This window comes from Candidatus Glassbacteria bacterium (assembly GCA_019456185.1).
GTDB lineage: Bacteria > Gemmatimonadota > Glassbacteria > GWA2-58-10 > GWA2-58-10 > JAJRTS01.
Map to the genome: position 1 here is coordinate 1 of VRUH01000080.1, position 12,965 is coordinate 12,965.

General features: G+C 62.3%; 9 protein-coding genes. 4 read left to right on the top strand and 5 right to left on the bottom strand.

The features are described 5' to 3' along the window. The 3 genes from FVQ81_17070 to FVQ81_17080 form a co-directional block, all read right to left on the bottom strand. The coding region (locus FVQ81_17070) for a hypothetical protein (protein ID MBW7998243.1) at positions 1-1,270 on the bottom strand (1,270 nt) is incomplete at its 3' end. Positions 1,271-1,280: 10 nt separating this feature from the next. After that, positions 1,281-2,897: a hypothetical protein gene (locus FVQ81_17075; GenBank protein MBW7998244.1), complete on the bottom strand. Its 1,617-nt coding sequence runs from the start codon at positions 2,895-2,897 to the stop codon at positions 1,281-1,283. Next, entirely contained in the window at positions 2,894-3,817 is a 924-nt protein-coding gene (locus FVQ81_17080) for a bile acid:sodium symporter family protein (GenBank protein ID MBW7998245.1), read from the bottom strand. The genes FVQ81_17075 and FVQ81_17080 overlap by 4 nt, the downstream gene beginning before the upstream one ends. A 370-nt stretch (positions 3,818-4,187) precedes the next feature. Between FVQ81_17080 and FVQ81_17085 the strand changes: the two genes are divergently transcribed. Next, the gene (locus tag FVQ81_17085; GenBank protein ID MBW7998246.1) at positions 4,188-5,702 is read left to right on the top strand and encodes a T9SS type A sorting domain-containing protein; all 1,515 of its coding nucleotides are present in this window, start codon (positions 4,188-4,190) and stop codon (positions 5,700-5,702) included. Positions 5,703-5,791: 89 nt separating this feature from the next. Next, positions 5,792-6,775 carry a hypothetical protein gene (locus tag FVQ81_17090; GenBank protein ID MBW7998247.1) on the top strand — a complete coding sequence of 328 codons (984 nt, stop codon included), beginning with the start codon at positions 5,792-5,794 and terminating at the stop codon, positions 6,773-6,775. 14 nt (positions 6,776-6,789) lie between these two features. Here the strand turns inward: FVQ81_17090 and ytxJ are convergent, their stop codons facing one another. Next, positions 6,790-7,188 carry a bacillithiol system redox-active protein YtxJ gene (gene ytxJ / locus FVQ81_17095; protein ID MBW7998248.1) on the bottom strand — a complete coding sequence of 133 codons (399 nt, stop codon included), beginning with the start codon at positions 7,186-7,188 and terminating at the stop codon, positions 6,790-6,792. Between the two features lie 23 nt (positions 7,189-7,211). Next, a complete protein-coding gene (locus FVQ81_17100) occupies positions 7,212-8,828 on the bottom strand; it encodes a hypothetical protein (GenBank protein ID MBW7998249.1) in 1,617 nt (538 codons plus the stop codon). A 95-nt stretch (positions 8,829-8,923) separates the two neighbouring features. Here FVQ81_17100 and FVQ81_17105 point away from each other — a divergent pair, with 95 nt between their 5' ends. After that, positions 8,924-11,383, top strand: coding sequence for a DUF4962 domain-containing protein (locus tag FVQ81_17105; GenBank protein ID MBW7998250.1), 2,460 nt, complete (start codon positions 8,924-8,926; stop codon positions 11,381-11,383). Positions 11,384-11,435: 52 nt separating this feature from the next. Continuing rightward, a partial coding sequence (locus tag FVQ81_17110) for a GHMP kinase (GenBank protein MBW7998251.1) occupies positions 11,436-12,965 on the top strand: 1,530 nt, incomplete at its 3' end.

Genomic DNA, 12,965 nt, shown 5'->3' on the forward strand with positions numbered 1-12,965 from the left:
TCCAGATCGCTCCGGGGCACGGCGCCAGCCCGCCGGCGAACCCCAGCCAGAGGATCTGCCGGTAGCCGCTTTCTTCCGCAGGCGGCAGGTGACTGTGGTCGTGGCTATGGTCATGGTCGTGATCGTGGGAGTGGTCGTGGCCGTGGGAGTGGCCTCCCCCGCCGCGCAGGCGCTGGATACCCAGCGTGAGCACGATCAGCCCGGAAACCACCCCCAGAACCGCCTGGGTCTGCACCCCGACACCATCACTCCAGGCCAGCCGTGTAATCACAGCCAGGATCAGGATGCTGCCGGTGTGGGTAGCGGTAACAGCTGCCGCCAGCACCAGCGCGTGGGGCCAGCTGTGACGGCTGCCCACCAGGTAGGCCGCGGTGAGTGTTTTGGCATGGCCCGGCGCGAGCGCGTGCACCGCCCCGTAGGCAAACGACGCGGCCAGGATCAGCCACAGTGTGGCCAGTCCTCCCCGCCCTCTTTCCAGGTACAGCATCACCCTCTCCCGCAGTCCCGCTCCGTGGCTGTCTCCCGATAGACTGCCGCTCCCGCTCAATCCGTCTGCGGATGGGACCGTATCGACTGGCGCAACCGTCATCGAGCGCGGGAAATAGTAGGCCTGGGCGTAGCGTACGATCCGCCAGTCGCGCTCGCCTGAAGCCGCCGAACCGTCCAGTTCCCGCTCGCTCCTGAGCCGGCAGGCCAGTTCGAGACGCTGCAGCTCCTCCGGTCCCGACGGAGGGCCGTCCGGCAGACTGATCCGCTCGACTTCAACCGCGCGCCCGGCGACCACGGCCAGCACCAGCTTGCCCTGGTAGGGCCATTCCCCGCCGCCGGTCAGGCTGAGACCGAGTTCCCTGGTATCGCCGGGAGCAAGCTGGAGCGGAGCGCTGAACTCCAGCGTGATATCACAGTGCTGGGGAATTACCCGCCGGCTGTCGTAGAACTCCACGACCGGCTCGCGGATGGGGGTCAATTCGAGCGGGACACCGCCGGCAAGCAGGCTGATACCTGTGGCCACGCTGTCGATAAAGCCTGCCCCAAACCCGGCGGCCTCCTCGTTGGAGACAACATCGTCGGCGTCGCGGTCCATCGCCAGCCGGAGGTTCAGGCCCGGGAATTCCTTGTAGGCGAACTGCATGCGCAGCTCGACGAACCCCTCGGCCAGGCGCAGCTCCGCCACCCGGTCGGTGTCGTACATGTTGAGCATGTGCGCCACCGCGGCCAGCGGCCAGAGTACACCCAGAATTACCGGCACTGTCAGCCTGCGGAATTGCAACTGGCGCTCCTTATTCCGGCGACGGCAGAGGCAAAGAGCTGGGGCGGCCCTCCAGCATGGCGTCAAGCGCCTGCCGGGCTCTGGCCAGCCGTCCTCTGACCTCGGCGGAGGAAACACTCTCCATCGATCCCTCCAGCCGGGAGATTATGCTGCGCGCGCTGTCGCGGTTGAACGGCAGCCTGCCCCCCACGTAAATATAGACTGGATTCGTGTGCGCCTCGGTGCCCGCCGGCCCGCTGGCCCGTGCCGCAATCCAGCTGCTGCCGATGATCCTCAACTCACGGGTCAGGCTCACCGATGATTGCGGCTCCCGGAAACTTTCGCGGACCCTGGCCCAGCCGTTGACAATCAGCTCCACGCTGGTGACCGGGTAGAGAGGACTGTTTACCTGGATATTGACCGTCAAGGTCGTATCGGTGTTTTCGCCGAGGGAGATGATGTCCCCGGGCCGGAGATTGTCCGCTTCGAGGAAAATCATCGGGCCGCTGGTGGCGAAACTCCTCCCTTCAGCGGCCAGCTCGGCCCAGCTGCGGGGATTCGGCTCCGTATCCGCGCAGACATAGGTGATTTCGCTGGCCAGTTCGCGGGTATAGGGAAAATCGCAGGCGCCGACGATCGGCAGGCGGAAGCCGATATTAAGGAAATCGTACCAGCCATCCAGCCCCAGGCTGCGGTAGCCGCCGAACTGCAGCAGTTCCAGGAAATCCATCTTGTCATCCAGCAGCAGGCCGTCGGTTTCGGTGTTGTGGTAGCCCCCGTGGGCCAGCCCGAGATAGCCTCTCAGTTTGTGCGCCTGATCTGCGATAATGCCCAGCGACGGTCCCGCGCCCACATCGGCGCTGGAACTGTCCGGCCCCGGCACGTAGCTGTCCGGCAGGATAATCGTCACGTGGCCCAGCTCTCCGGAGCGGTACTCCTGGCCGGAACTCAGGAAGTACCCGTCGCGGCGGCAGGCGCTCATGTCACCCAGGCCTTTCTGCTGCAGCCAGCCCTCGTATTGCCCTCCCTGAGCATACCCGGCGGTGTTCATCGACAGCATGTAGGCATAGCGGATCCCCCTGGCGCTGGTCAGCGTCAGCAGGGAGTCGTCGTTGGAGCCGGTGCGGTCCATGTGGATATGCGTATCCCCGGCGTACCAACCCCTGGCGGCCATGTCCGTCCAGCGACGGAGTCTCAGTGTCAGCGCAAGCGTATCCCGCGGTTCAACCGTAACCTCCGTTTTGGCTGACAGGTATTCGTACCCTCTTCCCGCTTCCAGCATACAGCGGCCCGGCGGGACTTTTACCGTAAACTCCCCGTCGGTGTAGAAATAGTAATCCAGGTCGCGGAACCGCACCGGTCCTTTGAGCCTGTTGCCGCTGTAGCGCAGCCCGAAACGCACGTAAGGATTGTTTTCCGGTTCCACAGTGCCGCCGTTGATACTGACGTGTGCGCTGGTTTTTTTGCCGGGGAAACCGTCCACCACCGTCACTTCCAGCACGGCCCAGTCGTCCTGCGGCTCCAGCGGCGGCGATGCGACCGGCCGGGTCACCTCGATCATCGGGCGGAAATGGGCCGCTGCGGGTAACGCTGAAAACACGAACACGATCAGCAACAGCATCAGGGTCCCGATCGGCGAAACGTTCATTGTGCGCCTCGATAGGCTGTGAGTGAGAACAGGCTGGCCGAAACGATACACCAGACCGTAAAAATAGCAGAGGGCAGCGCCACGCCCGGCATGTGGCTGAAATGGGTCAGGGCCAGCACGGTGCCCATCCCCGCGTTCTGCATCCCGATCTCGATTGCCAGGGTCCGCTTTTCCGCCTCACGCAGCCGGATCAGCCTGCCGAACCACCATCCGCCTGCCATCCCCAGCGCATTGAGCAGCACCACCAGCAGCAGGATGACCAGGCTGGCCTCACGGATCAGCTCCACGTTACGGGCCACCACCACCGCGCAGATCACCACGATCGCGAAAATACTCAGTGTGGGAAACAGCTCGATAAAGCTCTCGATCCGCCTGCCGGCCAGCCTGCGGAACACAATCCCGCCGGCCAGCGGCAGCAGGACCGCCTTGATGATGGTCAGCATCATGCCCGCATATGGAATATGGACCACATTGCCCAGCAGGACAAGCGTCAGGGCGGGTGTGATCCACGGACTGAGGAAAGTGGAGACAGTGGTGAGCGCCACCGAATAGGCGACGTTTCCCCGGGCGATATAGGCCAGCACGTTGGAACTCATCGCGCCGGGCACGCAGCCGGTAAGCACCAGCCCCAGCGCCAGTTCCGGCCTGGTTTCGATCAGCCGGGTCAGCCCGTAGGCGGCCAGCGGCATGATCGTGAACTGCGCCAGCGAACCCAGGGCGATCTTGTCCCAGCGGCGGAGCGTGTCTGCGGCGTCATCGAGCTGGAGAGTCGCTCCGATCCCGAACATGGCCAGGCCGAAAAACAAGGTCACCTGCTCGCTGACCCAGCCGCCGAACACTCCGGGTTGGCAGTAAGCCAGCGTACAGCCTGCGATCACCCAGACCGGGAACATGGCGTTGATCGTTTTAATCGCCCGCATTAAACAGCCTGCCTGCCGGATAGATAAATTTCACAATCATCCAAGTGATGCAGATAACCGTAATCAGCTTGTTTTGCTCCCGGCCCTCCGTGCTATGAAGCTCAATACTATACCGGCGGCGGGCCACAGGCAAGAGAGGAGCATTGCATACAATTCGATCAAAAACGTAACCGGAAGGCTGGAATTAAAGTTAGTATGGGTGATATTATTATTAAACGCGATCTCCTCCCCGCCGGGACCGAGGTCAAGGCAGGGAACAGGCCCGGAGATCAGCCGTGCCGCAAGATCACTGATTAAGGAGGGGCGAGGCCCGTAAATCGAGAGCGGATCCACCCCCCCCCCTCCTTCGTCAAATAACAGGAGTGCCGCCATGCGCAACGTCCGGCCTATGAGAGCTTTGGCAGCTTCGCTGCTTGGATTGATGATCGCCTGCCCTCTGGCGATTGCCCAGGATGAAACCACCGGCTACAGGGAGATGATGAAAGACGTTTTCGATCCGGTCTGCCTGGACTGCCACAACAGTGCGCTCACCGGCAGCGCCCGCAACGGTGCCCCATCGAGTGTCAATTGGGACACCTACACCCTGGCCGCTGTCAATGCCAGCAACGGTAACACTCGCGCCCAGGCAGGCACCATGCCTCCGGTATCGTCCGGCAAATCTCTCTCCGCCACCCAGCAAGCCACTTTCCAGGCCTGGATCGATGACAGCACGGCGCTGGGCACGGTGGTCGATTACCAGGACATGCGCGACTTGGTGTTCGTGCCGGTCTGCATGATCTGCCACAGCAGCACGGTCAGCAACCGCAACGGAGCGCCGTCAACTGTCAATTGGGACACCTACGCCGCCGCCCGGACCAAAGCCGTCAGCGGTAACCTGCGCGCCCAGGCCGGTACGATGCCACCGAGCGGGCCATTGACCGCGGCCCGGAAAGCCGCGTTCCAGGACTGGCTCTGGCTGGATACCCCCAGCGGTGATTCGGTAGACTACGCGACCTTGAGCGACTCGCTGTTCACCCCGTCGTGCATCCTCTGCCACGACAGCAACAAGAGCGGCTCGGGGCGCCTCGGCGCACCCGACGGGGTCGATTTCGACACCTACGGCGGCACCCTGGCCAACAGGTACATCCTGAACAACCGGGTCCAGACCGCCACATCGTCGCCCCACGGCCCGCAGAATCAGTCGATCAAGGACCTGGTGTTCAACTGGATCTACGCCGGAACTCCCGGCAGCGACCCGGTCAGCGGACCTGTCTGCGACCTGGACGGCAGCGGAACTGTGGCGACCGCCGACGTCATCTGGCTGATCCTGTTCATCCGCGACAACGCGTACGACGAGACATACGATTACAACGGCGACGGCCGGTTGAGTATCAGCGACGCGGTTAAGCTGGTGCTGGCCATCCGCAACGGGAGCTGCAGCGACGGCGGCGCCATGCTGGCGATTGCCGGAGGAGACAACGCGCCTGAATGGCTGGGCAGCCTGAGCGCCGAGGAGGTGGAGTACGTGGAGGGCGCCCTCGGCCTGCTGGGCCTTACTCCCGATGAGGAAGCCGCGTTCCGTCTGGCCCTCCATGGCCGGCAGGGCGGGCCGATGCTGCCGCAGGCGTTCAGCCTGGGCCAGAACAGCCCCAACCCGTTCAACCCTGTCACCACAATCAGTTACACCGTGCCCGAGGGCGGCGGAGAGCAGGTCAGGATCGAGGTCTTCGATATCAGCGGCCGGCTGATCGCCACCCTGGCCGACCAGTTCAAGGACGCAGGCAGTTATGCGGTGTTCTGGGACGGGACAGACAGCCGCGGCGCTCAAGTGCCTAGCGGCGTGTACTTCTACCGCCTCCAGGCCGGCGATTTCGTGCAGACACGCAAGATGGTGCTGCTGAAATAAAGTTTGCCAAACATCGGCAGGAGCTTTTATATAAAGGGGACGGCCCATGGGCCGTCCCCTTTTTTTTCGCCATCTCTCCCGGAGGAATCATGCGGACTCTACTGCTGGTGGCAATTTCCGTCCTGCTGGCTGTCCTGGCCGGCTGCATCGAGATCGAGATCAATGATGACAATGATGCTGAAGACCGGCAGTCCGCCGCCGCGGAACAGGAATGCCCGAGGCACTGCATGCTGCTGCGCGCCGGTGAGATCGAAGCGATAATCGGCGACGGGGCCCGGATCCGCAACCATCCCGGTCTCTGGCTGCTGGCCAGCGAGCATTACCCGTTCAACGTGATCCACAACAAGAGCGCCGCCATGCTGGGCGGAGGCCTGCGCAACAGGGAACCCGTGCTTAAAAAGATCGACGAGTTCTCCTGCGCGCTCGAACGCACCTCCACCCCCGACGATCCCTCGGATATCAGGGCGGTCTACCGGATCAGCGAACCCTACTACCTCGACTACGAGCACAATGTCCGCGATACCGAGGACCGGATCGGTCCCCTGCTCAATCACAGGTCATGGGGCTACGCCAATTATACGAACAGCCCCGACGACCTGAGGATCCATTTTCTGTCCGATGGCGAATGGTTCGCCTGGACGCCCGGGGAGCACGGCGGAGCCGGCAGCCAGGTGGTGCCGAACTACCTGCCGAAAGAAAAACTGGAGACCTGGCCCGAGGACCACCCCGACCCCTCGTTCTGGTGGCACAAGCGTCTGGACCGGGGATTCGACGAGCCGTTTTTCTACGGCCGGTTCGAAAACATGGTGGCTATCTGGGTGTTCGACAAGCCGGAGTGGCTCAGGTTCCACCTCTCCCCGCAGGGCGGCGGCAAAAGCCTGCGCGAGGGCAAGACCAGCACGGCCTGGGATTTCGAGTGGATTATCCCCCGCCGGGAATACGAGGTCGGGAAATGGTATCAGCTCAGGTGCAGGATTATTTTCAAGGAGTTCGAGGGCAACAACGACGTGCTGCGTGAGGTGCGCAAGGCGCAGCAGGAGCTGGGGTTCACAACTGTCGCCGATCTGCAATGACACGTAAGCCAGGCTCAGCCCAGCGCCTCTTCCAGGTGCTCGCCCCTGATCTGGTTGTGGCTCCAGTGCTGCACGGCCTTGCCACTTTCGAGCAGCAGCAGCTGCGGGGTCTCGTGAAGGACTCCCAGTTTTTCTTCCAGTTCGTTGGAAATATCCCGCCGCTGCTGGACCACAACCAGGTAAATCTCCCGGTCAGGATTGTCCTCCAGCCACCTGTCCAGTTCGCCTTTGGCCGAGGTTGATATTGGGCAGGCGCTGCTGTGCTTGAAAACCAGCACCGGTCCTCCCCCGCTCTCATCGATCAGTCTGTCCACCGATTCGATATCCCGGTACATTTTCGCCCCTCCCCCCTCTGTGTCAGCTGCGTCTGAGCCGGTCCCGCCGAACAGAAAACGCCTGATCCAGTCGAACATTTCAATCTCCCCCCCAGGCTGTTTCAGATTCCGTCCGGGAAAACATTCAATCTCAGCGGCCCTTCTCCGCTCAATTGAATCTCGATACCATCGATCAGCTTCTGCCCCGTTACGGTCATATCCTCCAGCCCCTGGCCCGCCACATGATAGAGCTCCAGCGGGTTGAACGTGCTCCACTCGGCGAACGCGTTGATCCGCGGATAGTCCCGCCGCATGCCCAGCCAGTAGCTGTGGCGCGGCGGGTCGAACAGCAGCTTGCCGCTCCAGGGCCGTCCGCTGTCGAGATGGACAATCAGGCCCTCTTTGCCGCTTCGTGCGGCAATCCGCAGGTCCTCGCGCCAGGGATCGAGGCGGCAGCCCCGGGTTTTATAAAGCGCGTACATCAGCGCTGTGCGCGCGAAATTACCGTCACCCCACCAGCCCTCGATAGTGCCGTCGTCGCGCTGCATGGCGAACATCCTGCCCGCCTCGTGCTCCACCCAGTCGAACGCGCTCTCGACAGGCAGATGGCTGAGCAGCAGCAGTGCGCCTTCCACCGCATCGGCTATCCCGTCGTGCGACTGCGACCCGTCGCCCCGCGGCTCCCAGCGGTAGTCCTTGCAATGGTGGATATTGTCGAGGGCTTTCCTCACCGGCTGAAGATACGACCGGTCACCGGTAACCATCGCCATCGTCACCCAGGCGTAATAATCGTAACCCCAGCAATCGGAGATATTCCCCCGCGTAACCTCGCCCGTGGCCGCATCGACCTCGTTAACGAACAGGCCCATGCTGTCCACGCCGATCTCCACCGCCCGCTTCAGCATCCTGTCGACCGGCGGGAAATATTTCTCCGCCCGTTCCGAGCCGAGTTCTTTCTCGATAGCGTAAAGCAGTGACAGGCCGCTGATAATCTCGCAGCCGTGGTCGCGCAGTTTGAGACGGCCGTCGCCCGTGTGGCCGGCAAAATCCCAGACATGGGCCGGTACCCCGTGGTTGCCCGGCAGGACCTCGAAACAGTAGGCGTCGCCGATCCTTCGCGCCCAGGCCAGATACTCATTCCGGCCGGTCATCCAGAACAGACGGCAGAGCACCTGGAGCATTTCCCCGTTGACTTCGGCGTCGTTGCTGGGCAACATGCCCCAGGCAGTCTCATGCCCGGCGGCGGCGAACACGCCCTCGGCCAGCGATGCCATCCGTCGAGACCAGATACCGGGACCCAAAATCTCCACCATCGGCACCAGCCCGTCCTTGGCGTACTCCGATGCGCCGAAAATAAGACGGTCGAGACCGACATCCACCTGCCGTTTGCCTCCCAGGTCATATGTTCCCGGCAGGCCGTGCAACTGGATGGTATTGCTGATCTCTCCGACCAGCGAACGCTCAAGCAGCGGCCCGAACAGATCACGGCTGGTGAATGCCGCGGAGATCAGCATGAACGGGAAATTGTCCGCCGCCGAATTATGCGGGGTCCACAGCGGCGGGTTATCGCCCAGCCGCTGGGGCAGCAGGCCGGTGGCTTTGTCGAGATACGGGAGCCAGCCCTCCAGGAACATCCTGCTGCGGTTGAACGCTTCGGCAGCCCGCTCGGCCGCGCGGGCCAGATCCCGGCCGTCTTCAGGCGGACCAGCCGGCAGGTCCGCAGGTGCAAACAGCGGCAAAACACATAAAGTCAAACATGATATAAACACTGCTATCTTATTCTTAATCATAAGCATATCCTGTTATGTTATTGCGTTGACATCCGTGCCGTTTCATGGGCAGCGCTAGCTTGTGCCGCTGGATATTATATATTAAATTGCCATCGAATGCAAAGCCAATCTCCCTCTTACTCTGGCCGATTCGATCGCCGGGGACTTACCAAGTGCGAGCCTGTACTATCCCAGCCGATTTTTTCCTGATTGTCATGGTGGCGCTCTCCTTTGCCTGCCAGCGCGACGGGGGTCCGGACGGACTCGATGAAGAGGCCTACCGCAACCTCCACTCATTATATGGAGTCCACCCCAGGCTGATCCTGCCCGCCGGTGCGGAGAGCGGTTTGCGCCGGAGCCTTGAAAGCTCCCATCGCTGGCTCTGGAGCCGTTATGTGCAGGACCTGCCCGGCAAGCTGGAACGTTCCCGCTCGCTGGAGGCGGACCTGGACCGCGGTGATGCCAACCTGGCGGCGGACCTGGCGTTTGCCTGGAGGGCCACCGGCGAGGACAGCCTGCTCGACGCGGCCCGGAACTATCTGCTTAAAATTGCCGGACGCGAAACGTGGGAGGCGGATAACAGCCTCCTGCAGGGCCATCTGCTTACCGGTGTCGCCATTGCATACGACTGGCTCTATCCCGAAATGAACCGCGCCCAGCGCACCCTGGTCGCCACCAAGCTGGGTGACGAGGCGCAGGCCCAATACGAACAGATTACCCAAGGCAGGGCCTGGTATCGCGCCCAGTACCTGCAGAACCACGCCCACGTGCATTATACCGGCCTGGCGTACGCCGGCGCGGCGCTCTACGGCGAGGACGCCCGGGCGCAGCAGTGGCTGGCCGCCTGCGAGGACTTTTTTCCCAGGGTGTTTGCGGCCAGCCCCTCCGATGGCGGCTCCATAGAGGGCCTGAGCTACGGCAACTATGCGATGGAGTTCTGCCTGCTGTATGTAGAGCTTGCCCGTTCCGTGCTCGGCAGGGATTATTACGGCAGCCGCTGGATCGAAAACTTCCCCCGCTACCTGCTGCACAGCCTGCTGCCCGCAACCACGGAAGACCAGTGGGCCATGACCTTTGGCGACAACCCCCGGCACGGGAATTCCCACGGACCGGAGCACCAGTTATTCCTGATCGCCTCCCGGCTCAACGACCCGACCGCCCAGTGGCTGGGCCGCCGCCTGATAAACTTGCGGGAATCGGGTCTCGGCAGCGCATCCTGGTGGGCGATCGCCTGGTACGACCCTACGGTCGGCGAGTCATCGCAGTCCGCTTTTCCGACCATGCACCGGTTCAGCGATATCGGCCAGGTGATGGCCCGGACCGCCTGGGAGGACACCTCGGCGGCCCTGCTCGGGCTTAAGAGCGGAGCGTTCATGGGCGACTCCAACGCCGACAGCGCCAGGGTCGATCTCGGCGCGGCCCACGCCCAGCCCGACGCCGGCAGTTTCCAGCTTTTCGCCCACGGCAGGTTCCTGCTGATCGACCCGGGCTATACCCATTTCAAGAGCACCGCCAATCACAACACTCTGCTGGTCAAGGGCAGCGGCCAGCTGGGTGAGAACGAGCCCTGGTTTGCCGGGGCCGAGGCGATCGAATTCGGTCACAGGCCAAAAGTGCTGGAAACGCTCTCCACCACCACATACGACTATATCCTGGCTGATCTGGCCGGAGCCTACCACCCGGCGCTGAACCTTGGCAAGGCGCTCCGTCACCTGATCTTTCTCAAGCCCGATATCCTGCTTGTGGTCGATGAGCTTTCTCTCGGTGAGAGCGGCGTGTTATACAGTTGGCCCGCCGATACTCTCGAGCTCTCGGGGTTATTGCGCGAGGAGGGCGGCTACGTGGTGGGCAACCGCGGCAGCGTCCAGGCGCGTTTCGACGGACCGGAGGGCGAGTACACTCTCGGCGTGAGCTATCTCGACAACTACCCAGGTTCCGGCAGCTACGGCCTGCTGGTTGACGGCAGCAGAATCCACGACTGGAAAAACGAGATCGAAGATACCGACACCCACCTTGAGCTGGTCGAAGAAGTGGAGCTTACTCCCGGTTCCGAGATCACGGTGACCGCCGACCCGATGGGCCGCGAGGCCAGGATTGTCAAGCTGATCGCGTACAGTCCGGACGTGCGCGCCGCAAGACAGATCACCTGGCTCGCCCATTTCGACCCCTCGGTTACACTCGAGCGGAAATTCACCTGGATCGAAGCGGACGCTGGGGAACTGCTGCTCGATATCCACCCGCTCTCCCCGGAGCACCGCACCCACGACTGGGGTCTCCACCAGGTCAAGGGCGGTCTCGAATTCGAGCAGACCATGCGCCTGGAGATCGAACCGGTGTTCGGTGACAGCACTACGACGATGATGAACATGATCTATCTCCGCCCCGCCGGCAGCAGGCCCCTGCAATGGATCCGCGCCGGTATCAACCGCCGGGTCGCCACGATACGGTATTACCGCGACCAGGTGCTGCACACGCTTACTTTCAATCTCGATACCCATGAAGTAGGTTTCGAGAGAGAGCAATAATCCGGCTGCCCGCACCGCCGCCGGAGCGAATTTCAACTGCCGGATGGTATCGATGGAACTGTTCGTGCCTGGTAGGATCTGCCTGTTCGGAGAGCATTCGGACTGGGCCGGAGGCTACCGCAGGATCAACTCCGGGATCGAAAAAGGCTATACGATCATCACCGGGACCAACCAGGGCCTTTACGCCCGGGTTCGCTCCCACCCCGGCAAACTGGTGCTGACCTCGAGCATGCCGGACGGCCGCAAGATCGGCCCCTACGAAATCCCGATGACCCGTGAATCACTGCTGGCCGAGGCCGAGAAAGGCGGCTTTTTCAGCTACATTGCCGGCGTGGCGTTCCAGGTGATGACATTCTACCCGGTAAAGGGCCTCGAAATCGACAACTTCCGCACCGATCTGCCGGTCAAGAAAGGACTCAGCAGCTCGGCGGCTGTCTGCGTTCTGACCGCGCGCGCTTTCAACAAGGTCTACGACCTGAGGATGACGGTCCGCGGGGAGATGGAATTCGCCTACATGGGTGAGGTGATAACGCCCAGCCGCTGCGGCAGGATGGACCAGGGCTGCGCCTACGGCATGCGCCCGACGATGATGACTTTCGACCGCGACCTGCTGACTGTCGATGAGTTGAATGTCCCGGAAACGATGCACTTCGTGGTTGTCGACCTCTGCGCCGAAAAGGATACCAAGGAGATTCTGGCCAGCCTCAACCGCTGCTATCCGTTCGCCGAAAACGAGATCGACGAGGGCGTACAGCACTATCTCGGCAAGGTCAACAAGATGATAGTCCACGAGGCCGAACAGGCGCTGAAAGCCGGCGACGCCAAAGCTCTGGGCGAGCTGATGACCCGCGCACAGTCTCTGTTCGACCAGTTTCTGGCCCCTGCCTGCCCGGAACAGCTCAAGGCTCCGGTTCTTCATGAAGCGCTTGCGTTCGAGGATATCCGGGAGCTGGTCTGGGGCGGCAAGGGCGTGGGTTCCCAGGGTGACGGGACGGCTCAGTTTGTCGCCCGCGGACCCGCCGAGCAGGCGGAGGTGATCCGTCTGTTCGAGGAAAAGAAAGGGATGAAAGCGCTCAAGCTCGATATCCCCGCCACCCGCAGGGCGCGCAAGGTGCTGATCCCGGCCGCCGGTTTCGGCACCAGGCTGTTCCCGGCCACCAAGGCCACCCGCAAGGAGCTGTTCCCGGTGATCGGCAGCGATGGTATCGCGCGGCCGGCGATCCTGATCCTGGTCGAGGAAGCGTTCGACTCAGGGGCCGGCGAGGTCTGTATCGTGGTCCGGAAAGAGGATGTCGAAATATTCGAGAGTTTTTTCAACGCTCCGCTGGATATCGGACATTTCAACAAGCTGGGCCGGAAAGCGAAAGCGTACCAGAACCGGCTGATGGAGCTGGGTTCGAAAACCGCGATTATCGCCCAGGACCATCAGGAAGGACTCGGGCACGCGGTCCACGTGGCCGGCGAATGGATCGGCAGGGAGCCGTTCCTGTTGATGCTCGGCGATCATATCTACCGCTCGAACACGGAGTTCCCCTGTTCCAGGCAGCTGCTCGACGTATACGAGAAGCACCAGAAAAATGTG

Excerpts from the sequence above, each read along its gene's own strand:
- FVQ81_17090 (MBW7998247.1), top strand. The coding sequence starts at position 5,792 with ATGCGGACTCTACTGCTGGTGGCAATTTCCGTCCTGCTGGCTGTCCTG.
- FVQ81_17080 (MBW7998245.1), bottom strand. The coding sequence starts at position 3,817 with ATGCGGGCGATTAAAACGATCAACGCCATGTTCCCGGTCTGGGTGATC.
- FVQ81_17075 (MBW7998244.1), bottom strand. The coding sequence starts at position 2,897 with ATGAACGTTTCGCCGATCGGGACCCTGATGCTGTTGCTGATCGTGTTC.
- FVQ81_17105 (MBW7998250.1), top strand. The coding sequence starts at position 8,924 with ATGGGCAGCGCTAGCTTGTGCCGCTGGATATTATATATTAAATTGCCA.
- ytxJ (MBW7998248.1), bottom strand. The coding sequence starts at position 7,188 with ATGTTCGACTGGATCAGGCGTTTTCTGTTCGGCGGGACCGGCTCAGAC.
- FVQ81_17085 (MBW7998246.1), top strand. The coding sequence starts at position 4,188 with ATGCGCAACGTCCGGCCTATGAGAGCTTTGGCAGCTTCGCTGCTTGGA.